23 protein-coding genes are annotated in these 26,315 nt (G+C 74.3%); 8 read left to right on the forward strand and 15 right to left on the reverse strand.

What is annotated here, in order from left to right; translation table 11 throughout:
* Positions 1 to 52: 52 nt before the first annotated feature.
* The 3 genes from dapF to miaA form a co-directional block, all read right to left on the reverse strand.
* Positions 53 to 961, reverse strand: a complete 909-nt coding sequence (gene dapF, locus VM95_RS19045) for a diaminopimelate epimerase (RefSeq protein WP_045698371.1) — start codon at positions 959 to 961, stop codon at positions 53 to 55.
* Between the two features lie 33 nt (positions 962 to 994).
* The gene (locus tag VM95_RS19050; RefSeq protein WP_045698373.1) at positions 995 to 1,507 is read right to left on the reverse strand and encodes a hypothetical protein; all 513 of its coding nucleotides are present in this window, start codon (positions 1,505 to 1,507) and stop codon (positions 995 to 997) included.
* A 228-nt stretch (positions 1,508 to 1,735) separates the two neighbouring features.
* Positions 1,736 to 2,671, reverse strand: a complete 936-nt coding sequence (gene miaA / locus VM95_RS19055; RefSeq protein WP_045698379.1) for a tRNA (adenosine(37)-N6)-dimethylallyltransferase MiaA — start codon at positions 2,669 to 2,671, stop codon at positions 1,736 to 1,738.
* Between the two features lie 169 nt (positions 2,672 to 2,840).
* Here miaA and VM95_RS19060 point away from each other — a divergent pair, with 169 nt between their 5' ends.
* Entirely contained in the window at positions 2,841 to 3,092 is a 252-nt protein-coding gene (locus tag VM95_RS19060) for an antitoxin (RefSeq protein WP_045698381.1), read from the forward strand.
* 3 nt (positions 3,093 to 3,095) lie between these two features.
* Here VM95_RS19060 and VM95_RS19065 read toward each other — a convergent pair whose 3' ends face one another.
* Together VM95_RS19065 and miaB are read right to left on the reverse strand one after the other, a co-directional pair.
* Positions 3,096 to 3,794: a class III extradiol ring-cleavage dioxygenase family protein gene (locus tag VM95_RS19065; RefSeq protein ID WP_045698437.1), complete on the reverse strand. Its 699-nt coding sequence runs from the start codon at positions 3,792 to 3,794 to the stop codon at positions 3,096 to 3,098.
* Between the two features lie 75 nt (positions 3,795 to 3,869).
* Entirely contained in the window at positions 3,870 to 5,372 is a 1,503-nt protein-coding gene (gene miaB, locus VM95_RS19070; protein ID WP_279616834.1) for a tRNA (N6-isopentenyl adenosine(37)-C2)-methylthiotransferase MiaB, read from the reverse strand.
* Positions 5,373 to 5,467: 95 nt separating this feature from the next.
* Here miaB and VM95_RS19075 point away from each other — a divergent pair, with 95 nt between their 5' ends.
* Positions 5,468 to 6,487: a TAXI family TRAP transporter solute-binding subunit gene (locus tag VM95_RS19075; protein ID WP_045698383.1), complete on the forward strand. Its 1,020-nt coding sequence runs from the start codon at positions 5,468 to 5,470 to the stop codon at positions 6,485 to 6,487.
* Between the two features lie 3 nt (positions 6,488 to 6,490).
* Here the strand turns inward: VM95_RS19075 and VM95_RS19080 are convergent, their stop codons facing one another.
* Complete coding sequence (locus VM95_RS19080) at positions 6,491 to 7,924, reverse strand: sensor histidine kinase (RefSeq protein WP_045698385.1); 1,434 nt, start codon at positions 7,922 to 7,924, stop codon at positions 6,491 to 6,493.
* A 6-nt stretch (positions 7,925 to 7,930) separates the two neighbouring features.
* The gene (locus VM95_RS19085; RefSeq protein ID WP_045698387.1) at positions 7,931 to 8,689 is read right to left on the reverse strand and encodes a response regulator transcription factor; all 759 of its coding nucleotides are present in this window, start codon (positions 8,687 to 8,689) and stop codon (positions 7,931 to 7,933) included.
* Between the two features lie 379 nt (positions 8,690 to 9,068).
* Here VM95_RS19085 and VM95_RS19090 point away from each other — a divergent pair, with 379 nt between their 5' ends.
* The 5 genes from VM95_RS19090 (at position 9,069) to VM95_RS19110 (ending at position 14,255) form a co-directional block, all read left to right on the forward strand.
* Positions 9,069 to 9,842: an amino acid ABC transporter ATP-binding protein gene (locus tag VM95_RS19090; RefSeq protein ID WP_045698389.1), complete on the forward strand. Its 774-nt coding sequence runs from the start codon at positions 9,069 to 9,071 to the stop codon at positions 9,840 to 9,842.
* Between the two features lie 122 nt (positions 9,843 to 9,964).
* Positions 9,965 to 10,873 (forward strand): glutamate ABC transporter substrate-binding protein, encoded by a 909-nt coding sequence (locus VM95_RS19095; protein ID WP_045698391.1) that lies wholly within the window; start codon positions 9,965 to 9,967, stop codon positions 10,871 to 10,873.
* 51 nt (positions 10,874 to 10,924) lie between these two features.
* Complete coding sequence (locus tag VM95_RS19100; RefSeq protein ID WP_045698393.1) at positions 10,925 to 11,575, forward strand: amino acid ABC transporter permease; 651 nt, start codon at positions 10,925 to 10,927, stop codon at positions 11,573 to 11,575.
* Positions 11,572 to 12,420 carry an amino acid ABC transporter permease gene (locus tag VM95_RS19105; protein ID WP_045698394.1) on the forward strand — a complete coding sequence of 283 codons (849 nt, stop codon included), beginning with the start codon at positions 11,572 to 11,574 and terminating at the stop codon, positions 12,418 to 12,420. The genes VM95_RS19100 and VM95_RS19105 overlap by 4 nt, the downstream gene beginning before the upstream one ends.
* 122 nt (positions 12,421 to 12,542) lie before the next feature.
* Positions 12,543 to 14,255: an FAD-dependent monooxygenase gene (locus VM95_RS19110; protein WP_045698396.1), complete on the forward strand. Its 1,713-nt coding sequence runs from the start codon at positions 12,543 to 12,545 to the stop codon at positions 14,253 to 14,255.
* 119 nt (positions 14,256 to 14,374) lie between these two features.
* On the opposite strand, the gene recX is transcribed toward VM95_RS19110, so the two are convergent.
* From recX to VM95_RS19140, 6 genes are all read right to left on the reverse strand, one after another.
* Entirely contained in the window at positions 14,375 to 15,043 is a 669-nt protein-coding gene (recX, locus tag VM95_RS19115; protein WP_045698441.1) for a recombination regulator RecX, read from the reverse strand.
* A 310-nt stretch (positions 15,044 to 15,353) separates the two neighbouring features.
* Positions 15,354 to 16,469 carry a recombinase RecA gene (recA, locus tag VM95_RS19120; RefSeq protein ID WP_045698397.1) on the reverse strand — a complete coding sequence of 372 codons (1,116 nt, stop codon included), beginning with the start codon at positions 16,467 to 16,469 and terminating at the stop codon, positions 15,354 to 15,356.
* Between the two features lie 178 nt (positions 16,470 to 16,647).
* A complete protein-coding gene (locus VM95_RS19125; RefSeq protein ID WP_425265324.1) occupies positions 16,648 to 17,946 on the reverse strand; it encodes an AI-2E family transporter in 1,299 nt (432 codons plus the stop codon).
* Between the two features lie 37 nt (positions 17,947 to 17,983).
* Complete coding sequence (locus VM95_RS19130) at positions 17,984 to 18,178, reverse strand: DUF3046 domain-containing protein (protein ID WP_045698398.1); 195 nt, start codon at positions 18,176 to 18,178, stop codon at positions 17,984 to 17,986.
* The gene (locus VM95_RS19135; protein ID WP_045698399.1) at positions 18,175 to 18,774 is read right to left on the reverse strand and encodes a GNAT family N-acetyltransferase; all 600 of its coding nucleotides are present in this window, start codon (positions 18,772 to 18,774) and stop codon (positions 18,175 to 18,177) included. Before VM95_RS19135 ends, VM95_RS19130 begins: the two co-directional genes overlap by 4 nt.
* 101 nt (positions 18,775 to 18,875) lie before the next feature.
* Positions 18,876 to 20,402, reverse strand: a complete 1,527-nt coding sequence (locus VM95_RS19140; protein WP_045698401.1) for a S8 family serine peptidase — start codon at positions 20,400 to 20,402, stop codon at positions 18,876 to 18,878.
* A 182-nt stretch (positions 20,403 to 20,584) separates the two neighbouring features.
* Here VM95_RS19140 and VM95_RS19145 point away from each other — a divergent pair, with 182 nt between their 5' ends.
* Complete coding sequence (locus VM95_RS19145) at positions 20,585 to 25,252, forward strand: ATP-dependent helicase (protein ID WP_045698404.1); 4,668 nt, start codon at positions 20,585 to 20,587, stop codon at positions 25,250 to 25,252.
* A gap of 85 nt (positions 25,253 to 25,337) precedes the next feature.
* On the opposite strand, the gene VM95_RS19150 is transcribed toward VM95_RS19145, so the two are convergent.
* Together VM95_RS19150 and VM95_RS19155 are read right to left on the reverse strand one after the other, a co-directional pair.
* On the reverse strand, positions 25,338 to 25,640 hold the full coding sequence (locus VM95_RS19150; protein WP_244178846.1) for a hypothetical protein: 303 nt from the start codon (positions 25,638 to 25,640) through the stop codon (positions 25,338 to 25,340).
* A gap of 54 nt (positions 25,641 to 25,694) precedes the next feature.
* Entirely contained in the window at positions 25,695 to 26,063 is a 369-nt protein-coding gene (locus VM95_RS19155) for a helix-turn-helix domain-containing protein (RefSeq protein ID WP_045698408.1), read from the reverse strand.
* Positions 26,064 to 26,315 lie beyond the last annotated feature (252 nt).

Genomic DNA, 26,315 nt, shown 5'->3' on the forward strand with positions numbered 1-26,315 from the left:
TATCACCCGATCGGGGGGATTCGTCGCCGTACGAATTGGGCAAACCGGGCCCTCAGCCCTGGTGCAGCGCCCACCAGCGCTCGTCGAGGCGCCCCTCGGCGACGATCACGGCCGGCCCGGTCATCTCCACCCGGCCGTCCGGGTGCTCGGTGATCACCAGCCGCCCGCCCAGCACGTCCACGGTGTACGCGACGGCCTCGCCGGTGACGGCCGGGTCCGCGCCGTCGCGGCGGATCGCCGCCACGGCGACGGCACACGCGCCGGTGCCGCAGGAGCGGGTCTCGCCGGAGCCGCGCTCGTGCACCCGCATCGCGACGTGCCGCGGGCCGCGGTCGACCACGAACTCGACGTTGACGCCCTCCGGGTAGGCGCCCTCGGGGCTGGTGAGCGGCGCGCGGAACAGGTCGCCGGCGTGATCCAGGCTCTCGACGAAGGCGACCGCGTGCGGGTTGCCCATGTTGACGTTCAGGGCGGGCCAGCGGCGCTCGCCGACCGCGACCTCGATGCCGTCCGGCCCGGGCAGCCGGGCCTTGCCCATGTCGATGGTGACCTCGCCGGGCGTGCCGTCCGTGGCGTCCTCGGCGACCTTCGCGGTGAGCACCCCGGAACGGGTGGCGATCGCCAGCTCGCCGGGCTTGGCCAGACCGGCCTCGACCAGGAAGCGGGCGAACACCCGCAGGCCATTCCCGCACATCTCGGCGATGCTGCCGTCCGAGTTGCGGTAGTCCATGAACCACTCGGCCCGGTCGGCCAGGTGCGCGGCGGCCGGATCGGCGGCGGCGCGCACCACCCGCAGCAGCCCGTCCCCGCCGATGCCGGCCCGGCGGTCGCACAGCGCGGCGACGGCCGCGGGGCCGATCTCCAGCGCGCCGTCCGGGTCCGGGACGATCACGAAGTCGTTCTGGGTGCCGTGGCCCTTGAAGAAGGGGAGGCCGGCCTGCGGGAGGGAGGATGCGCTCACGCCACCCAGGGTACTGAGGAGGGGTGCCGAGCCCTACCGCAGGTACGCGACCCGCCAGACCGCGAGCACGCACGCGGCCAGCGCGATCAGGGTGTAGACGGCGATCGCCCGCCAGCTCGCCCGCTGCCCGGAGCCGCGGCGCGGCAGGCCGGGCCACCGGTAGCCGGCGTGCCGGGCGGCCATCGCGCCCCAGCCGAACGAGGCGGCGGTGAACAGCAGCCCGAGCATCCCGACCATGGTGGCGCGCGCCCCGGCCGAGCCGAAGGCGAGCGGGAAGGCGAACATCAGCGAGCCGAGGGTGCCGAGCAGCGCGATCGGCAGCGTCTGCCACCAGCGCAGCCGGCGCAGCGGGCGGATCTCCCGCTCGTGCACGGCGGCGTCCGGCGGGAGGTGGGTGTCCAGGGCGGGCACCGCGAGCGCGTACGAGGTGGGTGCCTCCAGGCCGGTCAGCACGGGGAGGTCGCCCATCGTGGACTCGTCGAACTCCTCGGCCGGTGCGGTGACGCTCCCGCGCTGGCCGGGTTCGGGGCCGGTACCCGTCGACACACGGCCTCCCCTGACTGTTCGACACGAGCGGACTCGCGGCCGGGCACGGTCGGCCCTCGCGGGCCGACCCCTACGCCATCGATGATGGCATGTCCAGGGGGGCCGTTCGGGCCGGACCGGGGTCGGCGGGTGATCCGTGGCCATCACGTGATCCGGCCGTGACCCCCGGTTCGTCCTGCACGGCCACCTGCGCGCGCACCTGCACCGCCGAACTGGCCGAAACAGGCCCTACACGGCCGGAACTCCCTGACGTCCGATCAGTTCGAGGGACCGCTCCAGCAGCTCGACCGGGTCGGTGCCGGCCGGGCGGGAGAGCCAGTGGATGCGGTCGTCGCGGCGGAACCAGGACTCCTGGCGGCGCGCGAAGCGCTTGGTCGCCCGCACGGTTTCGGCCCGCGCCTCGTCCTCGGTGCACTCGCCGGCGAAGTGGTCGAGCACCTGCTGGTAGCCGAGCGCCCGGGAGGCCGTCCTGCCCTCCCGCAGGCCGACCGCCTCCAGCGCGCGCACCTCGTCCAGCAGCCCGGCCTCCCACATCCGGTCGACCCGCAGCGTGATCCGCTCGTCCAGCTCGGGGCGCGGCACGGCGACGCCGATCTGCACCGCCTCGTACACGGCGGTGTTGCTCGGCAGGTTGGCGGTGAACGGCTGCCCGGTGATCTCGATGACCTCCAGCGCGCGGACGATCCGCCGCCCGTTGCTGGTCAGGATCGCCTCGGCGGCCGCCGGGTCCAGCTCGGCCAGTCGCCGGTGCAGCGCGTACGGGCCGGCCTGGTCCAGCTCGGCCTCCAGTCGGGCGCGCACGGCCGGGTCGGTGCCGGGGAACTCCATCTCGTCGATCGCCGCCCGGACGTACAGCCCGGAGCCGCCGACCAGGACGGGCGTGCGCCCGGCGGCGAGCAGCCGGTCGATCTCGGCCCGGGCCAGCCGCTGGTACTCGGCGACGCTGGCGGCCTCGGTGACGTCCCAGACGTCCAGCAGGTGGTGCGGCACTCCCCCGCGCTCCTCCTCGGTGAGCTTGGCGGTGCCGATGTCCATGCCCCGGTACAGCTGCATCGAGTCGGTGTTGATCACCTCGCCGCCGAGGCTGCGGGCGACGGCGACGGCCAGGTCGGACTTTCCGGCGGCGGTCGCGCCGACGATGCTGATCACACGGGAGCTGCTCACCGCTCCAGTCTCCCAAAACCGGAACCGCACCGGAGATCGGGCTGCCGCCCGCCCCCGGCTGCGCGAGGATATGACTGTTTCCTCCGTTTCCGCCGTCGACGTTCTTTGCGAACGCTTTGCCCGTCCCGGGCGTTGTGCAGGGAGACAGTCGAGGAAGGGTGAGATCGCCATGGGTCTGATGGACAACCTCAAGGGCAAGGCCGAGGAGCTCAAGGAGAAGGCCAGCGAACTCGCGGGCAAGCACCACGAACAGATCGACAACATGGTCGACAAGGCCGGCGGCGCGATCGACAAGGCGACCAAGGGCAAGTACAGCGACAGGATCGAGCACGGCGCCAGCAAGGCCAAGGGCGCGGTGGACGACTTCGCCCACAAGCCGGAGCAGCCCGGTGGGAACGGGGGCCGGGCCCCGCAGGCCTGAGGCTCAGCTCCAGGACGCCACGAAGTAGCCGACCCCGTACGGCGCGTCCTGGTAGCCGAGCCGCGCGGTCAGGCCGGCGCCCTGCGCGGCGCCGGCCAGGACCTGCCACGGCGCCCGGCCCTCGGCCTTGAGCTCGGCGGCGAGCCCGGCGTCCAGCGCGGCGAGGGCGGGCAGGTCGGCGGAGCCCAGGGCGGCGGCCAGCGCGGCGTCGTAGCCCTCGGCCCGCTCGTCCAGGTAGCCGGGTGCCTTCAGCGAACGGCAGGCGCTGCCGTCGCCCAGCACCAGCAGGGCGACCCGGTCGGCGAGGCCGGCCAGGCCCTGGCCGAGCCCGAGCATCCGGTCGGCGGGGGCGTCCGCGGGCACCGCGCAGGCGTGCGTCGGCAGGCTCACGCCGGCGTGCTCCAGCAGCCAGGCGCCGACGGTCAGCGAGGGCGCCAGCTCCGGCCCCTCGACCCGGCCGCCGGGCAGCTTGACGACGAGCGGCACCCCGTAGCGCCGGAAGGAACCGGCCCCGCCCTCGGTCCACACCTCGGCCTCCGGCCCGGTGCCGACCACCACGACCAGCTGCGGCTCGGCCGCGACCAGCGCCGCCAGCGCCTCCGCGCAGGCGGCGCGCAGCCCGTCCAGCTCGGGCGCGGCCCCGGCGGCGACCTCGGGGACGAGCAGCGGCGGACAGGGGCACACGGCGGCGGCTACCAGCATGCGGATCACTCTAGCCAAACGCGACGGCGGCCCGGCGGGAGTCGAAACTCCCGCCGGGCCGCCGCCCGGTCGTGATCAGTCCCCGCAGCAGGCCCCGCCCGCCGGGGCGGCCAGCGGCAGCTCGGCCGGGGCGCCGATCTTCGGCAGGCCCAGCAGGACGCCGGCCGGCTTGGCGGCGGGCTTCGCCTGGCGCTTCTCCCAGGCGTCGCCGGCCCGGGTGCGGCGCACCGCGAGCGACGGGCCCTCGGCCAGCAGGTGGTGCGGGGCGGCGTAGGTGATCTCGACGGTCACCATGTCGCCGGGACGCACCGGCTCCTCCGGCTTCGTGAAGTGGACCAGCCGGTTGTCGGGCGCGCGGCCGGAGAGCCGGTGGGTCTTGTCGTCCTTCTTGCCCTCGCCCTCGGCGACCAGGATCTCCAGGGTGCGGCCGACCTGCTTCTTGTTCTCCTCCCAGGAGATCTCCTCCTGGAGGGCGATCAGCCGGTCGTAGCGGGCCTGGACGACCTCCTTCGGCACCTGGTCCGCCATCTCCGCGGCCGGGGTGCCGGGACGCTTGGAGTACTGGAAGGTGAAGGCGTTGGTGAAGCGGGCCTCGCGGACGGTGTGCATCGTCTCCTCGAAGTCCTCCTCGGTCTCGCCGGGGAAGCCCACGATGATGTCGGTGGAGATGGCCGCGTCCGGCATCGCCTCGCGCACCTTGCGGATGATCCCGAGGAAACGCTCCTGCCGGTACGAGCGGCGCATCGCCTTGAGCACGCGGTCCGAGCCGGACTGCAGCGGCATGTGCAGCTGGTGCATCACGGCCGGGGTCTCGGCCATCGCGGCGATGACGTCGTCGGTGAAGTCGCGCGGGTGCGGGGAGGTGAAGCGGATCCGCTCCAGGCCCTCGATCTTCCCGGCGGCGCGCAGCAGCTTGGAGAACGCCTCGCGGTCGCCCAGGTCGGAGCCGTACGCGTTGACGTTCTGGCCGAGCAGGGTGACCTCGATGACGCCCTCGTCGACCAGCGCCTCGATCTCGGCGAGGACGTCACCGGGGCGGCGGTCCTCCTCCTTGCCGCGCAGCGCGGGGACGATGCAGAAGGTGCAGGTGTTGTTGCAGCCGACCGAGATGGCGACCCAGGCGGCGTAGGCGGATTCGCGGCGGGTCGGCAGCGTGGAGGGGAAGGTCTCCAGCGACTCCAGGATCTCGACCTGGGCCTTCTTCTCGACCGCGGCCCGCTCCAGCAGGGCCGGCAGGTGGCCGATGTTGTGGGTGCCGAACACCACGTCGACCCAGGGGGCCCGGCTGACGATGGTGTCGCGGTCCTTCTGCGCCAGGCAGCCGCCGACGGCGATCTGCATGCCCTGGTTGCGGCCCTTGGCCGGCGCGAGCTGCCCGAGGTTGCCGTACAGCTTGTTGTCGGCGTTCTCGCGCACCGCGCAGGTGTTGAACACCACCAGGTCCGGGTCGCCCTCCGGCCCGGCCTTGACGTAGCCCGCCTCCTCCAGCAGCCCGGACAGCCGCTCGGAGTCGTGGACGTTCATCTGACAGCCGTGCGTGACGACCTTGTAGCTCTTCAATCCGCTCTCACCGCTCACCAGACCAGGGTACGGGCACCCGGGAAGCGCTTTTCCCGGCCCTTCGCCCGTTCCTTCCCCTCCCGTTCGGCCGGGGCGCCTGGCACTATCCCTGCATGGCCCCCATCACCGCCCCCCGTCTCGGCGCCGCAGTCCGCGCCGCGGCCCGCAGCCCGCTGTGGCGGACGGTGCTGGTGCTGGCGCTGCTGCTCGCGGGCTTCGGCGGCTGGTGGCTGTCGGCGGGCCGCTCGCCCGACTACCCGCGCGGCGAGACCCGGTTCGCGACGGGCTCGGCGAGCGGCGTCTACGACCGGTACGGGCGGCTGCTGCAGACCCACGTCGCGCGGGCGATGCCGGGGGTGCGGCTGGCCCTGGACAACACCGCCGGCTCGGTGGAGAACCTGGACCGGGTGGCCACCGGCCGCGACTCCTTCGCGATCGCCACCGCCGACGCCGTCGCCGACTACCACGGCCCGGGCCGGGACCGGCTGCGCGCCATCGCCCGGCTGTACGACGACTACCTGCAGCTGATCGTCCCGGCCGACTCCCCGGTGCGGCGCACGGCCGACCTCAAGGGCCTGCGGGTCGGCGTGGGCGAGCCCCAGTCCGGGGTGGCCCCGGTGACGAGGCGGCTGCTGACCGCCGCCGGGCTGGACCCGGACCGCGACATCAAGCCGGTGCCGGTCAACATCGGCGAGGCCATAGCCGAGCTGCGCGAGGGCAGGGTGGACGCCTTCTTCTGGTCCGGCGGGCTGCCGACCGGCGCGATCACCGACCTGTCCGACCACGTCCCGATCCGGGTGGTGCCGCTGGGCGACCTCGCCGAGGCGCTGCACAAGGCGGAGGGCAGCGGCTCGGACGCCTACCGGGCGGCGACCATGCCCAAGGGCACCTACCCGAACGCCGAGCCGAAGGACGCGGTCGCCACCGTGGCCGTGCCCAACCTGCTGATCACCCGGGACGACGTCGACCCGGGGCTGGTCGAGGGGATGACCCGGGCCGTGATCGACAGCCGCGACCAGATCGGCGCCCAGGTGCACGCCGCCCAGCTGGTCGACCTGCGCACCGCCGTGTACACCGACCCGCTCCCGCTGCACGAGGGCGCGGCGCGCTACTACCGCTCGGTGAAACCCTAGGACCTAGTCCTTCACGGCCCGCGGTACCGCCAGGGTCACCGCGAGCCCGGTCGGCTCGACCGGGGCGAAGGAGAGCGAGCCGCCGCCGGCCGTCAGCAGGGTCCGGGCGATCGAGAGGCCGAGCCCGGAGCCGTCCACGTTCTGGTGGCGCGGGCTGCGCCAGAAGCGGTCCCCGGCGCGGGTCAGCTCGTCCTCGGTGAGGCCGGGCCCGGCGTCGGTGACGGTGACCGCGACCTCGTCCCGGCGCACCGACACCCGCAGCCGCACCCGGCTGCCGGGCGGGCTGAACTTGAGCGCGTTGTCGACCACGGCGTCCAGTGCGGAGCCGAAGCCGATCGGGTCGGCCATGCCGACCGCCAGCGCCGGGCCGTCCCAGCCCAGCTCGATGCCGCGCTGCTCGGCGACCGGCCGCCAGGCGTCCACCCGGGCCAGGGTGAGCCGGGCGAGGTCGGTCTGCTCGGGCTCGGGGCGGGAGTGCTCGGCGGTGGCCAGGCCGAGCAGGTCGTCGAGCACCCGGGCCAGCCGGACGCCCTCCTCGCGGACGCCGCCGAGCTCCTCCTCGTGCCCTTCGGGCAGTTCCAGGCCGAGCACCTCGACCCGCAGCAGCAGGGCCGCGAGCGGGTTGCGCAGCTGGTGCGAGGCGTCCGCGACGAAGGCCTTCTGCTGGTCCAGGGCGAGCACCACGTGGTCCGCCATCTCGTTGAACGACCGTGCCAGCCGCTGGAGTTCGGGCGGTCCGCCACCGGGCGCGACCCGGGCGGCCATCCGGCCGGTGGCGATGTCGTGGGTGGCCCGGTCGAGGGTGCGCACCGGGCGCAGCACCCACTCGGTGAGCCGGACGGCCAGCAGGACCGCGACGATCATGGCGGCCGTCTCGCCGCCGGCGATCACCAGCCACTTGTGCAGGATCCGGGTGCGCAGCGCCCCGGTCGGCGATTCGCTGAGCACCACCGCGACCACGTCGCCGTCGCGCACCACCGGGGTGGCGATGGTGAGCGTGCGGTCCCCGGTCCAGGGCCAGACCTGCGGCGGATTGTGGCTGCGCCGCCCGTCCAGTGCCTCCTGGAAGGCCTGCGCGCCCCAGCCGCCGGCGGGCACCCGCCAGTCCGCGGGGGCGACCGAGATCGGCGACCCGTCGCGCTGGAAGATGCCCAGGCGCACGCCGTACAGGTCGTGGTAGCGCCGCACCTCGGCGTCGATCGCGTGCCGGCGGCTGACGTCGCCGGGGGCCGGCTCCGGGTCGCCCTTGCGGGCGGCGTCCACCGTGCCGGCGCCGGAGGTGGGCAGGTCCTGGGCGAAGCGGGCGGCGTCGTCGAGCCGGTCGACGACCACGGCGGTCTGCTCGCCCGCCGCCACCGCCGCCGCGAGCGGCAGCCCGAGGGCGGCCAGGACGCAGAGCATGAGGGCGATCAGGATGCCGAGCAGGCGGGTGCGCACGTGCGGTCAGTGCTCCGCGGAGGTCGCGGGCGGCGTCCGGTCGGCGGCCGGCGCCGGGCACTCGGGGATCAGCCGGTAGCCGACGCCGCGAACGGCCTCGACCAGCCCCGGCAGCGCGAGCTTGTTGCGCAGCGAGCCGATGTGCACCTCCAGGGTGCGCCCGTTGCCCTCCCAGCCGCTGCGCCAGACCTCGCTGAAGATCTGCTCGCGCCGGTAGACCACGCCCGGGCTCTGGGCGAGCAGGGCGAGCAGGTCGAACTCCTTGCGGGTGAGCGGCACGTCCCGGCCGTCCACGCTGACCCGGCGGCGCTCCCGGTCGATCCGGATGCCGCGGGACTCCAGCGGGCCGCGCTGCTGCGGGACGGCGTCGGGCGCGGGCACGGCCGCCGCGGAGGGGCCGGCGCCGCGGCGGGCCACGGCGTGGATGCGGGCGAGGAGCTCGCCCATGTCGTAGGGCTTGGTGACGTAGTCGTCGGCGCCCAGGTTGAGCCCGTGGATGCGGGAGCGGATGTCGGCGCGGGCGGTGACCATGATCACCGGCACGCCGCTGCCGGCCCGGATCCGGCTGCACACCTCGAAGCCGTCGCGGTCGGGCAGCCCGAGGTCGAGCAGCACCACCCGGAACGGCTCGTTGCCGTCCGGCACCAGGGCGTCCAGCGCCTCGTGGCCGCTGCGCGCGTGCCGGACCTGGAAGCCGTGCCGGCCCAGCACCGCGACGAGCGCCGCGGCGACGCGTTCGTCGTCCTCGACGAGCAGTAGTCGCATCCTGTTCTCCTCCTTCCCCCGCGGGTCACCGGGCCGATCGGTCCGGTGCCGGTCCTGCGCAGTATGGGCCAGTGGGCGGCCCGACGCCAGGGACGGCCGCGCACCGGGCGCGCGGGGGACGCGGCGCACCGGCGCGAACGCCCGCTGTGACATGCCCGATCGGCGACCCTGCGAACGGTCCGCGCGCGACGTGTGGCCGTTTCGTGATCCTCAAGTTCCGCTCAGATCGGCTGACGGGGCGCGGTCACCGCTCCTAAGGTCGGCCCACCGGGGGCTGCGGCTCCGCCGGCCGCGGCCCCCGGTCTACGTACCACCACTGCCACCCAAGGGAGTTGAGCTCCCGGGGTAGGCGTGATTCGACAAGTAGGGAGCAGGCGCGATGACCGAGAGCCCGGTCGAGGACTCCATTTCCGCAGCCGCCCCGCTGGTCGTGCTGAGCAAGGTCAACAAGCACTACGGCGCACTGCACGTGCTCCAGGACATCGACCTGGAGATCCGCCAGGGCGAGGTCGTGGTGCTGATCGGCCCGTCCGGTTCGGGCAAGTCGACGCTCTGCCGGACGATCAACCGGCTGGAGACCATCGACTCCGGCCGGATCACCATCGACGGCCACCCGCTGCCCGCCGAGGGCCGGGAGCTCGCGCGACTGCGCACCGAGGTCGGCATGGTGTTCCAGAACTTCAACCTGTTCGCCCACAAGACCGTGCTCGAGAACGTGGTCATGGGGCAGGTCAAGGTCCGCAAGGTGATCCGCTCGCACGCCGAGAAGACCGCCCGCGAGCTGCTCGACCGGGTCGGCGTCGGCGCGCAGGCGGACAAGTACCCGGCGCAGCTCTCCGGCGGCCAGCAGCAGCGCGTGGCGATCGCCCGCGCGCTGGCGATGAAGCCCAAGGTGATGCTCTTCGACGAGCCCACCTCGGCCCTCGACCCGGAGATGGTCAACGAGGTGCTGGAGGTCATGCGCCAGCTGGCCGCGGACGGCATGACGATGGTCGTCGTCACCCACGAGATGGGCTTCGCCCGCTCCGCCGCCAACCGCGTGCTGTTCATGGCGGACGGCCGGATCGTCGAGCAGAACACCCCCGACGCCTTCTTCACCGCACCGCGCTCCGACCGTGCCAAGGACTTCCTCTCGAAGATCCTGCACCACTGACGCTCCGCACCACCGCGGGGCCGCCCCGGCGACTGCGCCGACCGGCCCTGTCCGCGCACGACTTCCCCCGACGTCAGAGCCCCGTTTGACGCCGTCTCCCAGCCCCCAGGAGAACAACCCTCATGAGGACTTCCCGCACCCTCGCCGTCGCGCTCTGTGCCCTCGCGCTCACCGCCACCGCCGCCTGCGGCAAGGACGGCTCGCCCAGCGACTCCGCCAACGCGAGCGCGAGCAACGCCCCGAAGGCGCCGACCTACGTGGTCAAGAGCGACGTCAAGATCGACTCCCAGGTCCTCGCCGAGGCCAAGAAGCGCGGCCAGCTGACCATCGGCGCCAAGGCCGACCAGCCGGGCCTCGGCTTCGAGGACGTCGCCAGCGGCGACCGCAGCGGCTTCGACATCGAGATCGCCAAGATGATCGCCGCCGACCTCGGCTTCACCCCGCAGCAGATCAAGTGGCAGACCCTGGTCTCCTCGCAGCGCGAGCCGGCCATCGCCAAGGGCCAGATCGACTTCTACGTCGGCACCTACAGCATCAACGACGAGCGCAAGAAGACCGTCTCCTTCGCCGGCCCGTACTACATCGCCGGCCAGGACCTGCTGGTGAAGAACGACAACACCACGATCACCGGCCCGGACAGCATCGCCGGCAAGAACATCTGCACCGCGACCGGCTCGACCTCGATCAAGAACATCCAGAAGTACAACGCCAAGGTCACCCAGTTCGACACCTACTCGGCCTGCGTGGACAAGCTGATGGCCGGCGAGGTCGACGCGGTCACCACCGACGACGCCATCCTCAAGGGCTACGCCTCCAAGTTCGCCGGCCAGCTCAAGGTCGTCGGCAAGCCGTTCACCGAGGAGAAGTACGGCGTCGGCCTGAACAAGGACGACAAGAACCTGCGCGACGCGATCAACGACGCCATCAAGGCCCACCAGGACAACGGCGACTGGAAGAAGGCGTACGACGCGACGCTCGGCCTGTCCGGCTCCCCGGCGCCGGCCACCCTGCCGACCCCCGAGCGCTACTGATCCCCCGCACCGACCAACGTTCCTGACCACTCCTGAGAGGAGGGCCGCCGGATGGGTTTCCTGTTCGAGGACGACAACTTCGCGTTGTTCCGCGACGGCTTCCTGCAGACGATCGAGCTGAGCGCGCTCAGCGCGCTGCTCGCCCTGCTGCTGGGCACCCTGCTGGCGGCCTTCCGGGTCTCCCCGGTCCCGGTCCTGCGCGCCTTCGGCACCGTCTGGGTGACGCTCTTCCGCAACACCCCGCTCACCCTGCTGTTCTTCGCCGTCACCTTCGGCCTGCCCCGGCTCGGCGTGCACCTCAGCCACCTGACCTTCGCGGTCGTGGCGCTCGGCGGCTACACCGCCTCGTTCGTCTGCGAGGTGATCCGCTCGGGCATCAACACCGTGCCGCTGGGCCAGGCGGAGGCGGCCCGCAGTCTCGGCATGAGCTTCGGCCAGACCCTCACCCTGGTCGTGCTGCCGCAGGCCACCCGGACCGTCCTGGCCCCGCTGAGCAGCGTGTTCATCGCCCTGCCGAGGAACTCGGCGATCGCCGGCGCGTTCAGCGTGGGCGAGATCTTCAGCACCCAGCAGGCCTTCTCCGAGAAGGGCTACTCGATCTTCGCGATCTTCTTCTGGGTGGCCTGCGCCTACCTGCTGATCAGCGCGACGGTCGCCTCGCTGTTCCGCTTCCTGGAGTCCCGACTGGCGGTGGCCCGATGAGTCCGTTCAACCGCACCGCGACGGCCAGCGTCCTCTACGACGCCCCCGGCCCGCGGGCCCGCGCCCGGTACCGGGTCTTCGGGGTGCTCTCGCTGATCGGCGTCGCCGGACTGCTCTGGTTCGTCTACGCCACCCTGGACGACAAGGGCCAGTTCAACCCGGCCCTGTGGGACGTGTTCCAGTACAACACCGTCCAGCAGCGGATCGTGGACGGCCTGCTCGCCACGCTGGAGGCCTTCGGGCTGGCGGCGGCCTTCTCGCTCACCCTCGGCGCGCTGCTGGCCGCCGGCCAGCTCTCCGACCACAAGCCGGTCCGCTGGGCGTGCACCGCGGTCGTCCAGTTCTTCCGGGCGATGCCGCTGCTGATCCTGATCGTCGCGCTCTACTACGCCTTCTTCGCCACCGACCCGATGTGGGCCCTGGTGCTCGGCCTCACCCTCTACAACGGCTCCGTGCAGGCGGAGATCATCCGCAGCGGCGTCAACGCCGTGCCGCGCGGCCAGGGTGAGGCGGCATACGCCCTCGGCATGCGCAAGACCCAGGTGATGGCCTCCATCCTGGTGCCGCAGGCCGTCCGCTCGATGCTGCCCTCGATGATCAGCCAGCTGGTCGTCACCCTCAAGGACACCTCGCTCGGCTTCATCATCACGTACCACGAGCTGCTGTTCGTCGGAAAGGCCATCGCGAGCCAGCCCACCAACTCCGCCGGCTTCCCCTACATCCCGGTGGTCCTGGTGATCGGCCCGATCTACATCGCGCTGTGCCTGTTGCTCACCGCGCTCGCGCGCTGGATCGAGGCACGCGGGCGTCGCGGCGCGAACCGGCGCACTTCGACTGCTGCTTGACGGACACGCAGGTGAACTGTTGCATTGCTGTTCGTGACACCTCCCGGGAGCATCCACGCGGCATATGCGGCAGCGGTAACTGACGCCGGCCGATCGGCCGGTTCGTGCCCGGAGGTCCTCTCATGGACCCGGTGATCGTGGTCGGGGCCGGACCGGTCGGTCTGGCCCTGGCCCTCGCACTCGCCCGGCACGAGGTGCCGACCGTCATCCTGGACGAGGGCTCCGGCCTCTGCCCCGAGGGCCCGCGCAGCGTCGTCCTCGGCGCCGACACCACCGCCTTCCTGACCCGGATCGGCTACCCGCGGGCCGTCTCCGACTCCGCCCTCTGGGACTCCTTCTCGCTCTGGCGGCGGCGCCAGGAAGTGCTGCGGATCGACCTCGCCGACTCCCCCACCTTCCACCTGCCCCAGCACCGCCTCCAGCGCGGCCTGCGCGACGCGCTCACCGGCACCCCGCTGATCAAGCTCGTCCCGCTCCACCGGGTCGTCGAACTCGAACAGGACCGCGACGGCGTCAGCGTCCGCACCACCGGCACCCAGGACGGCTCGACCACCTGGTGGCGCGGCAGCCACCTGGTCGGCTGCGACGGCGCCAGATCCACCGTCCGCAAACTGCTGAAGGTCCGCTTCCCCGGCCGCCCGGCCGTCGACCGCAACGCCATCGCCACCGTCCGCGTCGACCTGCCCTTCGACGGCGCCCGGCTGCACCGCGAACCGCCGTGGCGCGGCGACCGCGAAGCCTCCGCCCGGCCGCTGCCGGACGGCGTCTGGCGGCTCGACTGGCGGCTGCCCCCCGGCCGGCCCGCCCCCACCGAACCGGTCGACCCGCACGCCACCTGGCCCGGCATCGTCACCGGCGACACCCTGCTCACCCGGGTCACCGCCACCCTCACCGGCTGGTGCGGCGAACTGCCCCGCTACGAACTGCTCGCCGCCGCCGACCACACCGCCCAGCAGCGCCTCGCCGCCCGCTTCCGGGTCGGCCGCTGCTTCCTCGCCGGCGACGCCGCCCACCTGCACGGCGCGCTCGGCATGCAGAACCTCACGGACGGGCTGCGCGACGCCGACAACCTCGCCTGGCGGCTCTCCCTCGCCTGGCACCTTCACAGCGGCGGCCCCCAGCCCGGCGGCTCGCTGCTGGACGGCTACGAGGCCGAGCGGCGCGGCGCGGTCGGCGCCCGGCTGCGCGCCGTCGACCAGTCCATGCCGCTGCTGCGCCCGCTGCGCGGCTGGCAGCAGACCCGGCGCTCGCTGCTCGTCGGCGGCTTCCGCAAGCACGCCCCGCTGCTCGCCGACGGCCAGCTCGGCACCGGCCGCTTCGGCGGTGCGCCCGCCTACCCGGCGGCCCCCTCCGGCGTCCCCACCCGCGTCCCGGTGCAGCGCGGCGCGCGCGGCACCACCTCGCTCAGCGAACTGCTGCCCGCCACCGCGCCCGGCGTGCTCGTCCCCGACCTGCCGGTGCTCGCCGCCGACGGCACCCCGGACCACCTGCACGCCCGGCTCGGCGCCACCTTCCTGCTGCTGCTGGTCGCCCCCGGCACGGCCGTCTGGTCCGCCGAACACTGGCTCGGCGCCGGGCTGATGCCCCGGCTCGCCGAGGTCGCCGCCGCGCTGCCGGTGCCGGCCGAGGTGCTGGTCACCGAGGAGTACCCGGAGGCCGGGCCGCACACCGTGCTGCTGATCCGGCCGGACGGGCACCTGGTCGGCGTCACCCAGGGCGCCGCCGCCGAGGACCTGCTGGCCCTCGCCGACCGTGCCCGCGGCGGCCCGGTCCCCCTCGCCGGCGCCCCCGAACCGGAGCCCGCCCCCCACCAGCAGGTCGAACCCACCGGCTGACGCACGGCCGCCGGACCGCCGGCGGCCGCCCGCCGGCAGCACGCCGCGCACGATCGGCCGTGGAGTCCCGGCGAGGTCCTGTCCGCCCGGGCCCTCCGGCGCACCGCACGCCCCGGCCGCTACGCGGAGCCGTCCGCCGCCTCGTCCTCCAGCGCGGCCCGCACCACCCGGAAGGCCAGGCCCTCCGAGTAGCCGCGCCGGGCCAGCATCCCGACCAGCCGCCGCATCCGGGTCTGCTGGTCCAGCCCGCGGGTGGCTCGCAGCTTGCGCTCGACCAGGGCCCGGGCGGCCTCCGTCTCGTCGTCGTAGTCGAGGTGGGCGACGGCCCGCTCGACCAGCTCGGCGTCCACGCCCTTGGTGCGCAGCTCCTGCGCCAGCGCCCGCCGGGACAGGCCCCGGACGGCGTGCCGGGACTCCACCCAGGCCTCGGCGAAGGCGGCGTCGTCGATCAGCCCGACCTCTTCGAGCCTGGTCAGCACCCCGTCCGCGACGTTCTCCGGGATCTCCCGCTTGCGCAGGGCGTCGGCGAGCTGCTTGCGCGTCTTGGCGGCGCCGGTCAGCAGCCGCAGGCAGATGTCCCGGGCGCGGCTCTCCGGATCGGCCGGCTCCTCCGCCCGCCGACGCGCGCCGGAGCCCCCGTCCCCGCTCTCGTTGCTCTCCTTCGCGCCCCGCCCGCGCGACCGCGTGCGCGGGGCCGAGGTGGCCACACCCCCGTGACCGGCCGCTTCGGCCTCGCGCCACCCGCCGTCCTCGGACGGCGGCCGCGCGTCGTCCTCCTCGGCCGCCACCGCCGAGCGGCGGCGGCGTCGGCCGGTGGGCAGCTCAGAGGCGGAGACCAGGCCGAGTGCGTCGGCCCGGACCTCCGCCGAGCCCGGTCCGGGCGCCGCGCCGCGCCGCGCCCGGACCGGTGCCCGGTCGAACTCCGGCTCGGGGCCGGATGCCCTCGCTGCGGTGGACGGGCGGCGCCGTCGCCCCGCGCGGGGCGACGAGGGCTCCGGCTCCGGAGCAGGCTCCTCCGCCACCGCGGCGAACCAGTCCGACGGGCCGTAGTCGTCGTCCTCGGGGCCGCCGCCCACCGTGTCGTGCTGCGTCAACGGCTCAGGCCTTGGCAGCCGCCGTCTTCTTCGCCGCGGCCGTCTTGGCGGCGGTCGCGGTGATCGGCTTCGCGGCGCCGTCCGCGGCGGCGGCGTCGGCCGCACCCTCGGCCGGCTCCTCCACCTTCGGGCCGATGCCGAGCTTGCCCTTGATCTTCCGCTCGATCTCGTCGGCGAGCTGCGGGTTGTCCTTCAGGAAGTTGCGGGCGTTCTCCTTACCCTGGCCGAGCTGGTCGCCCTCGTAGGTGTACCAGGCGCCCGACTTGCGGATGAAGCCGTGCTCGACGCCCATGTCGATCAGGCCGCCCTCGCGGCTGATGCCGACGCCGTAGAGGATGTCGAACTCGGCCTGCTTGAACGGCGCGGCGACCTTGTTCTTGACCACCTTGACGCGGGTGCGGTTGCCGACCGCCTCGGTGCCGTCCTTCAGGGTCTCGATGCGGCGGATGTCGAGCCGGACCGAGGCGTAGAACTTCAGCGCCCGGCCACCGGTCGTGGTCTCCGGCGAACCGAACATCACGCCGATCTTCTCGCGCAGCTGGTTGATGAAGATCGCGGTGGTGTTCGACTGGTTCAGCGCACCGGCGATCTTGCGCAGCGCCTGGCTCATCAGGCGGGCCTGCAGACCGACGTGCGAGTCGCCCATCTCGCCCTCGATCTCGGCGCGCGGGACGAGCGCCGCGACCGAGTCGATGATCACCAGGTCGATCGCGCCGGAGCGGATCAGCATGTCGGTGATCTCCAGGGCCTGCTCACCGGTGTCCGGCTGGCTGACCAGCAGGGCGTCGGTGTCCACGCCGAGCTTCTTGGCGTACTCCGGGTCGAGCGCGTGCTCCGCGTCGACGAAAGCGACCGTGCCGCCGGCCTTCTGGGCGTTGGCGGCCAGGTGCAGGGTCAGGGTGGTCTTACCGGAGGACTCGGGGCCGTAGATCTCGACCACGCGGCCGCGCGGGATGCCGCCGACCCCGAGGGCGACGTCCAGGGCGGTGGAGCCGGTGGAGATCACCTCGACCGGCTCGTTGGCCTTCTCGCCGAGGCGCATCACCGAGCCCTTGCCGAACTGCCGCTCGATCTGGGCGAGAGCTGTCTCCAGGGCCTTCTCGCGGTCCGTACCTGCCATGGCTTTTTCCCTCGGGTTCTGTGCTGTGCGCTTCATCGTCCTCGACGCTAGCGCGTCCCACTGACAAACGAGCCCGACCGGGCTCGTCCTGTGGAAAACTCCTCGCCGGAGAGTACAAAGAACATCTGTTCGATTCAAGCGTCGCACGTTCGGACGCGTGCACCGCGTCCGAACGGGTTCAGTCCCCGTCGCCCCCGACCATCCGCCGCAGCCGCCGGGTCGCCTCCCGGCGCAGCACCCGCCGGGCCCGCCGCTGCTCGCCCCGGTCGATCCGCGGGTCGACGGCCACCTCGTAGCGCCGCACGTACGTCCCGACGAAGCCCTGCAGGGTGGCCGCCACCGGGATGGCGATCAGCGCGCCCACCGCGCCGAGCAGCGCCGCGCCCGCGATCACCGCGCCGAACGCGACCGCGGCGTGCACGTCCATCGTCCGCGCGGTGATCCTCGGGTGCAGGACGTAGTTCTCGACCTGCTGGTAGACCACCGTGAACGCCAGCACCCACAGCCCGTCCACCGGCTGCACGGTGAGCGCGACCAGCACGGGCAGCGCCCCGGCCAGATACGTCCCGATGGTCGGCACGAACTGCGACATGACGCCGACCCAGACCGCCAGCGCCACCGCGTACGGCAGGTCGATCAGCGCGAACATCACCCAGTGCCCGGCCGCCGACACCAGCGCCAGCACCGCCCGCGAGTAGAGGTAGCCGCCGGTCTTGGCCAGCGCGATCTCCCAGGCCCGCAGCACCTCGCCCTGCTTGGCGGGCGGCAGCAGCGAGCAGACCGTCCGGCGCACCCGCGGGCCCTCGGCGGTGAAGTAGAAGGTGAACAGCCCGACCGTGAAGGTCTGGAAGAGCCCGCCGATCACGGTCGAGGACAGGCCCCACACGTTGTCGGCGGCCTGCTGGGCGTAGCCCTCGATCGCGCCGGAGTCCTTGAGCACCTTCTGCTGCAGCTGGCCCAGCGAGAGGTCCTGGTGGAAGGTCCGGTTGACCCAGAGGATCACGTTGTCGACCAGGTGCGGCAGGTCCTTGGCGATCTTCGCCACCTGGTCGACCAGCAGCGTCCCGAGCGCGGCGACGAACCCCACCACCGCGATCCCGACCGCGAGGAACACCAGGAAGGTGCCGACCCCGCGGCGCACCCCCCGCGCGGCCAGCCGGTCGACGGCGGGCTCCAGCGCGAGCGAGAGGAAGAAGGCCACCAGCAGCATCACGAACAGGTCGGTCAGCTGGAGGAAGGCCCAGCTGGCGAGCTGGAAGAGCCCGACGAACAGCAGGGCCAGCAGCATCGCCCGGGGCAGCCAGCGCGGCATCCCGCCCGCGGTCCACGCCCCGATTCCCCGCGCCCCGATTCCCCGCGACCCGTCGTCCCGCGCCCCGTCGTCCCGCGACCCGCCGGCCTCCGCCGGCCGCCCACCGCGCTCGTCGGCGGCCCGCACCGGCGCGTCCGTACCCTGCTGCTCCGCACTGCTCGTCACCCGAACAGTCTGGCCCATCGGGCCGGCCGCGGTCGGTTCAGCGCAGCCGCCCGGAGACCCCCTGGGTGTCGCAGACCACCCGCCAGACGTCCTTGGCCTCCCAGCCCGCCTCCAGCGCCTGACGCACCGTCCGCCCGCCGAGCTCGCTCATCACGTGGTCGGACGCGAAGGACTCCGCGTACGCCTCGCCGAAGTGCGCGTACATCCGTCGCCAGAACTCGGTCAGCCTCATGCCTCCAGTATCCCGGACCGGCCCCGGGCCTCCCGGGCCTCCCTCGCCCGCCACCGCTCGGCGGTCAGCGCGTACTCGACCTCGCCGTGCTCGCTGCCGGGGATCGCCTCCGGGTGGTCCTCGTGGAAGGTGCGGACGTACGAGAGCCCGCTCTTCTCCAGCACCCGCCGCGAGCCGCGGTTCACCGCCATGGTCCAGGCCACCACCCGCTCCACCCCCAGCTCGGTGAAGCCGCGGCGCAGCAGCGCCCGCGCGCCCTCGGTGGCGTACCCGCGCCCCCAGGCGGCCCGGCGCAGCCGGTAGCCGAGCTCGACCTCCGCGCGCTCGCCCTCCTCGGTCGGCCGGAACTCGAACCAGCCGAGGAACGCCCTGCCCGCCCGCTCCTCGGCGGCCCACCAGCCGAGGTCGCCGTAGCGCTCGTAGTGCGCGAGGTAGAGCGGCAGCAGGGTCCGCTCGACCCAGTCCCGGGTGCTCGGGAGCCCGCCGGTGAGGTGGCGCATCACCTCCGGATCGCCGTCCAGCTCGACCAGGCGGTCCACGTCGGCCGGGGTGAAGCGGCGCAGCACCAGCCGCTCGGTCGTCAGGAAGACGGTCATCCTCCGATCCTCGCGCCCCCGCCGACCCCCGTCACCCGCTTTTCCGGACACGCACCACCCGCGCGCCCCACCGCCTCAGGCGCCCCGCCGTCCTCCGCGCCTCACCGGGGCAGGGCGAGCAGCCCCGCGCCGAAGTACTGCCGGTCCCCGCACGCGTACGGCCCGGGCGGGCAGGCGGCCGCCGCGGTGGTGGCGAGCAGCGCGGCGAGCCGGTCGGCGTCGTAGTCGGGGTGCAGCGCGGCGGCGACCGCGACCGCGCCGGTGACGTGCGCCGCGGCCATCGAGGTGCCGGCCAGCGCGGCGTACTGCCCGCCGGGCCAGTCGGAGACGATCGCCCCCCGGGGCCCGCCGTCCGGGTCGCCCCCGGGGGCGGCGAGCGAGACGTGGCCGCGACCGTAGTTGGAGTAGGAGGACGGGTGGCCGTCCCGGTTGACGGCGGTGACGGTGAGCACCGCGGGCAGTTCGCCGGGCAGCCGGACGCACTCGGTGCCCAGGTAGCGGGTGCGGGGCGGGCCGGAGACCCGGTCGTTGGGGCTGCGTTCGTCGGTGCGGGCGGCGCCGAGGTCCTGCCCGTCGTTCCCGGCGGAGGCGACCACCACGGCGCCCTTGCGCCGGGCGTAGTCGGCGGCCCGGCCGACCGCGGCGATCAGCGCGGCCTGGTCGCGGTCCTCGGGGCAGTTGTACTTCCACGGGTCGGCGAAGTAGCTGTTGTTGATCGCGCGGGCGCCGTGGTCGGCGGCCCAGAGCATGCCGCAGACGATGTTCTCGGCGTAGTACTGGCCGAGCGGTCCGAGCAGCCGGACGGCGGCGATCCGCACGCCGGGCGCGACCCCGGTGACGCCCTGCCCGTCCCGCGCGGCGCCGACGATCCCGGCGACGTGGGTGCCGTGGCCGCTCTCGCCGACGCCCGGGTCGGGCCGCCAGGCGCCCACCCGGGCGTCGGGGCGGCCGTCCGCGCAGGAGGCGGAGGCCTTGGGGTCGACGGCCGCGCGCAGGTCCGGGTGGGTGTCGTCGACGCCGGAGTCGAGCACCGCGACGAGCACCTTGCGCAGGGCCTCCGGGTTCGGCGGGGTGCCGACGCCGGGCGGGGCGGAGGCGTCGCCGGTCCGGGCGGTGGCGACGCCGAGCATGGCGAGGTTCCAGGCGTCGCCCTCGGCGGGGTCGGGCACGGTGGGCGTCCCGCCGTCGTCCCTGCGGTCGGCGCTGCCCGGTCCGCCGGCCCGGGTGGTGCCGGCGGCGAAGTCCCCGGTGCCGGCGACCCCGCGCGGCGGGCCGACCACGGGCGCCGTCCGGGTGGCGCCGACCGCCGCGATGCCGGGGCGGGCCCGCATCCGGTCGGCGAAGTCGCCGGTGGCGTACGCCAGGACGGCCCCGATCTGCGGGTACTCCTGGACGACCTGCCCGCCCGCCGCGCGGCTCTCCGCCCCGGCCCGGGCGGCGCCGGTCGCGTCCACCTGCTCGGCGAGCACCAGGAAGCTGAGGTACGCCCGTCCGGGCCCGGAGACGTAAGGTACGGCGCCGCCCGCCACGAGGGCGGTGAGCAGCATCGCGAGCAGGGCGCGGGCGGGCCCGCGGACGCGGCGGCGGGCGGCCCGGGCGGGGCTGCCGGACGGGTGCGCCTGCGCCATCGCACGGTCTCCGCTCGTCGGTCCGGTGGGGTCGCGGCCACGAATTGATCACGTGTCCGAATCATCACCATATGAGCGGATTGCCATTCTTGCTCCCCCGGTTACACCGCCCCGCACCCGCCGCCCCGCACCCGCCGGCCGGCGCCCGCCCGCTTGTCAGTCCCACCCGGCACCATGGGGGCATGGCGCCCGAGCACCCCACCCCGCCCGCCGACGACCCGCTGACCGGCTTCGCCCCGGCCACCCGGGCCTGGTTCACGGGTGCCTTCACCGCCCCCACCACCGCCCAGTCCGAGGCCTGGCGCGCCATCCGGCAGGACACCGACGTCCTGGTCGTCGCCCCCACCGGCTCCGGCAAGACCCTCGCCGCCTTCCTCTCCGCCCTCGACCGGCTCAGCAGCACCCCGCCCCCGGCCGAGCCCAAGCGCCGCTGCCGGGTGCTCTACGTCTCCCCGCTGAAGGCCCTCGCGGTGGACGTCGAACGGAACCTGCGCGCCCCGCTGACCGGCCTGCGCCAGGCCGCCGTCCGGCTCGGCCTGCCCGAGCCCGAGGTCCAGGTCGCGATCCGCTCCGGCGACACCCCGGCCGCCGACCGCCGCCGCTTCGCCACCCACCCGCCGGACATCCTGATCACCACCCCCGAGTCGCTCTTCCTGCTGCTCACCTCCGCCTCCCGGGAGGCGCTGCGCGGCATCGACACGGTGATCCTGGACGAGGTGCACGCCGTCGCCGGCACCAAGCGCGGCGCCCACCTCGCCCTCAGCCTGGAGCGCCTGGACGAACTGCTGGACCGCCCCGCCCGCCGGATCGGCCTGTCCGCGACCGTACGGCCCGTCGAGGAGGTGGCCCGCTTCTTGAGCCCCCGGCGCGGCGCCGTCGTCGTCCAGCCGCCCGCCGCCAAGGAGTTCGACCTCTCGGTGGTCGTCCCCGTCCCCGACCTGGACGACCTGCCCGCCGCCCCGGCCACCGGCGGCGCCGCCGGCTCCGACCCGCAGCGCCAAGCGTCGATCTGGCCGCACGTCGAGGAGCGGATCGTCGACCTGGTCGAGGCGCACCGCTCGACCATCGTCTTCGCCAACTCCCGCCGCCTCGCCGAGCGGCTGTGCAACCGGCTGAACGAGATCGCGTACGAGCGCGCCACCGGCACCGCCGTCCCCGAGGCGCACGCCCCCGCCGAGCTGATGGGCGGCTCCGGCGCCGCCAAGGGCGCTCCGGCGGTCATCGCCCGGGCCCACCACGGCTCCGTCTCCAAGGAGCAACGCTCGCTCGTCGAAGAGGAGTTGAAGGCCGGCCGGCTGCCCGCCGTGGTCGCCACCTCCAGCCTGGAGCTGGGCATCGACATGGGGGCCGTCGAGCTCGTCGTCCAGGTCGAGTCCCCGCCCTCGGTCGCCTCCGGCCTGCAGCGGGTCGGCCGGGCCGGCCACCAGGTCGGCGCCGTCTCCACCGGCGTGTTCTTCCCCAAGTACCGCGGCGACCTCGTGCAGTCCGCCGTGGTCACCGAGCGGATGCGGGCCGGCCGGATCGAGGCGCTGCGCATCCCGCGCAACCCGCTGGACGTGCTGGCCCAGCAACTGGTCGCGATGACCGCCCTGGACGCCTGGCCGGTGGACGACCTGCTCGCCGTGGTCCGCCGCGCCGCGCCGTTCGCCACCCTCCCGCAGTCCGCCTTCGACGCCGTGCTCGACATGCTGGCCGGCCGCTACCCCTCGGACGCCTTCGCCGAGCTGCGCCCCCGCCTGGTCTGGGACCGGGTGGCCGGCACCGTCACCGGCCGCCCCGGCGCCCAGCGCCTCGCCGTCACCTCCGGCGGCACCATCCCCGACCGCGGCCTGTTCGGCGTCTTCATCGCCGGCGCCGACCCGAAGAAGGGCGGCGGCCGGGTCGGCGAACTCGACGAGGAGATGGTCTACGAGTCCCGCGTCGGCGACGTCTTCACCCTCGGCACCACCTCCTGGCGGATCGAGGAGATCACCCACGACAAGGTGCTGGTCACCCCCGCCCCCGGCGTCCCCGGCCGACTCCCGTTCTGGAAGGGCGACGCCCTCGGCCGCCCGCTCGAACTCGGCCGCGCCCTCGGCGCGTTCACCCGCGAACTGGGCGCGCTGAAGCCCCAGGAGGCCACCGACCGCCTCAAGCAGGCCGGCCTGGACGACTGGGCCGCCGCCAACCTGCTCGACTACCTGGCCGAGCAGCGCGCCGCCTGCGGCCACCTCCCGGACGACCGCACCATCGTGGTCGAGCGCTTCCGGGACGAGCTCGGCGACTGGCGGATCGTCATCCACTCCCCCTTCGGCGCCCAGGTGCACGCCCCGTGGGCCCTCGCCCTCGGCGCCCGGCTGCGCGAGAAGCACGGCCTGGACCCGCAGGTCATGCACGCCGACGACGGCATCGTGCTCCGCCTGCCCGACGCGGACCTCCTTGACTTCCCTGCCGAGCCGACGACCACCGACGAAGCCCCGGTCGGCGCCGACGCCGCCCTCTTCGACGCCACCGAGATCGAGCAGCTGGTCACCGACCAGGTCGGCGGCTCCGCCCTGTTCGCCTCCCGCTTCCGCGAGTGCGCCGGCCGCGCCCTGCTGCTCCCCCGCCGCAGCCCCGGCCGCCGCACCCCGCTCTGGCAGCAGCGCCAGCGCGCCGCCCAACTCCTCGAAGTCGCCTCCGAGTACGGCTCGTTCCCGATCGTCCTGGAAGCCGTCCGCGAGTGCCTGCAGGACGTCTTCGACGTCCCCGGCCTGGTCGAGCTGATGGGGGACCTCGAATCCCGCGCCGTCCGCCTGGTCGAGGTCACCACCCCCGAGCCGTCCCCCTTCGCCCGCTCGCTGCTCTTCGGCTACGTCGCCCAGTTCCTCTACGAGGGCGACTCCCCGCTCGCCGAGCGCCGCGCCGCCGCCCTCTCGCTCGACTCCCGGCTGCTCTCCGAACTCCTCGGCCAGGCCGAACTGAGCGAACTGCTCGACCCCGGGGTGCTCGCCGAGCTGGAGGCCGAGCTCCAGCGCCGCACCCCCGAGCGCCGGATCAAGGACGCCGAGGGCGTCGCCGACGCGCTGCGCCTGCTCGGCCCGCTCACCGAGGCCGAGTTGACCGCCCGCGGTGCCGAACCGCTCTGGGCGCTGGAGCTGGAGGCCGCCCGCCGGGTGATCCAGGTCCGGATCGCCGGCGAGCAGCGCTGGGCCGCGATCGAGGACGCCGGACGGCTGCGCGACGCGCTCGGCACCCCGCTGCCGGTCGGCGTCCCCGAAGCCTTCACCGAGCCGGTCAAGGACCCGCTGGGCGACCTGCTGGCCCGCCACGCCCGCACCCACGGCCCCTTCACCGCCGCCGAGGCCGGCGCCCGCTACGGCCTGGGCACCGCCGTCGTCACCGGCACCCTGCACCGCCTGACCGCCGCCGGCCGCCTGGTCCAGGGCCAGTTCCGACCGGCCGACAGCCACCTCGCCCCCGAGTGGTGCGACGCCGAGGTGCTGCGCCGCCTGCGCCGCCGCTCGCTGGCCGCCCTGCGTCAGGAGGTCGAGCCCGTCCCGCCACGCGCCCTGGCCGCCTTCCTCCCGCAGTGGCAGCACCTGGCCGGTCACCGGCTGCGCGGCCCGGACGGCCTGCTCCGCGCGGTCGAACAGCTCCAGGGCACCGCGCTGCCCGCCTCCGCCCTGGAGAAGCTGATCCTCCCGGCCCGGGTCGCCGACTACTCCCCCGCCCTGCTGGACGAACTGACGGCGGCCGGCGAGATCGGCTGGTCCGGTGCCGGCGCACTGCCCGGCAAGGACGGCTGGCTGAGCCTGCACCTGGCCGAGAACGCCCACCTGCTGCGCCCCGAGCCCGTCCCGCCCGCGCTCACCCCGGTGCACAGCGCCCTGCTGCAGGCACTGGCCGGCGGCTACGGCCTGTTCTTCCGCCAACTCGTCCAGCAGCTGCCGCCGGAGACCCCCGAGCCGGAGGCCGTCGAGGCCCTGTGGGACCTGGTCTGGGCCGGCTACGTCACCAACGACACCCTCGCCCCGCTGCGCGCCCTGCTCGGCTCCGGCCGGACGGCGGGCGCCACCGCCCACCGGGCGCCCCGAGCCACCCCGCGCGGCCGCTACGGCGGCGCCGGCCGCCCCTTCGGCCGGGCGGCCGGCGCCCTGCGCGGCGGCCCGCCCACGACGGCCGGCCGCTGGTCGCTGCTGCCCGCCCTCGCCGCCGACCCGACGGTCCGGGCCACCGCCCAGGCACAGAGCCTGCTGGACCGGCACGGCCTGCTCACCCGGGGCACGGTGGCGGCCGAGCGGGTGCCCGGCGGCTTCGCCGGGGTCTACCGGGTGCTCGCCGCGATGGAGGAGCGCGGCCGGGCCCGCCGGGGCTACTTCGTCGAGGGCCTGGGCGGCGCCCAGTTCGCCATGGAGGGCGCGGCCGACCGGCTGCGCTCGGTCAACGGCCGGCTGGAGCGGGCCCGGGCCGTCGAGTGGCCGACCGCCCCGGCCGCCGAGCCGGCCCAGCCGCTGGTGCTGGCCGCCGCCGACCCGGCGAACGCCTACGGCGCCGCGCTGCCCTGGCCCGAGCCGCCGGCCGCCCCGGGGGCGAAGGAGTCCAAGGCGCACCGGCCGGGCCGCAAGGCCGGCGCCCTGGTGGTGCTGGTGGACGGCGAGTTGGCGCTGTACGTCGAGCGCGGCGGCAAGTCCCTGCTGGCCTGGCCGGAGGACGGGCCGACGCTGGCCCTCGCGGCGGGCGCCCTCGCGGCCGCCGCCCGGGAGGGCGCGCTCGGCACCGTCACCGTCGAGCGGGCCAACGGCGAGCCGGCCCTCGGCTCGGCCCTGGGCGCCGCCCTGGAGGAGGCCGGCTTCCACCCCACCCCGCGCGGCCTGCGGCTACGGCCGTAGGGCCACCGGGCCACCGGGCCGAGAAAACGCCGGAGGCCGCGGGGTCGTCGACCCCGCGGCCTCCGGCCAGGTCCGTTCGGCTGTTTCACTCGATCGGTGACGGCTGCGCCTCCACCGGGGCCGCACTCTCCGCGCGCGGGCGGCGGGCCGGCCCGGTGGCGTTCCGGTCGGCGTGGACGGGGATCAGCCCGAGCCCCCAGCCGCCGGCCGCGAGCAGTCCGAGCACCGCGCCGTCGACCAGTCCGCTCCGGACGGCCGACAGCCACCAGCCGAGCCCGGCCGACAGGACCACCAGGACCACCAGGACCCGACCGGCCGTCCACGGCACCGATCGCCGCGCCCGCAACCGTATTCGGGCCACCGTGCGCACCGTCGCGGTTCTCCGCACGACCGCCTCCTCCGCTCGCCCCGGGCATCGGGAGCCCGGACTGGCGAGGCCGGATCAGGCGGCGACCACGTCCATCGCGGCAGCCTTGGGCGACATGGTCGCCCGGTCGGTGCCGGGGGCGGGAAGCGGAACCGGTTCGAGTACCGGCCTCAGCAGATCACCTTCCGAGAGGGTGGCCATCGCCGCAAGTTCGGCGAGCGACAGTTCGTCGCTGACCTCGCGCATGACCTCGGACATCCGGACGTCGAGTGCGTCGCAGATGGCGGAGAGCAGCTCCGAGGAGGCCTCCTTCTGTCCCCGCTCGACCTCGGAGAGGTATCCGAGCGAAACCCTGGCGGCCGCCGACACCTCGCGGAGTGTGCGGCCCTGGCGCTGGCGCTGCCGACGCAGTACATCGCCCAGTAGGCGACGGAGCAGGATCATCGGTGCCTCCCTCCTCGGACTGCGGATCGAGATGTCACGCCCCCACCGTACCGCCTTGGCCGCTTCGCGTGCGGGGACCCCGGTCGTGTTCACTCTGGGCTGCAAGGCTGCCCCCCTCTTCGTTCCGGTGTCCTACCCGGGTTCGCGGGCCCCTCGTGGTACCCGACGCCGACCACCCGGTCACCATCACGCAACTCGTTCGCCACCTGGTTTCTGCCCCACCAGGCCTTCGGATGTAACACGATCCTCCAG

It is taken from the genome of Streptomyces rubellomurinus, assembly GCF_000961885.1.
Lineage (GTDB): Bacteria > Actinomycetota > Actinomycetes > Streptomycetales > Streptomycetaceae > Kitasatospora > Kitasatospora rubellomurina.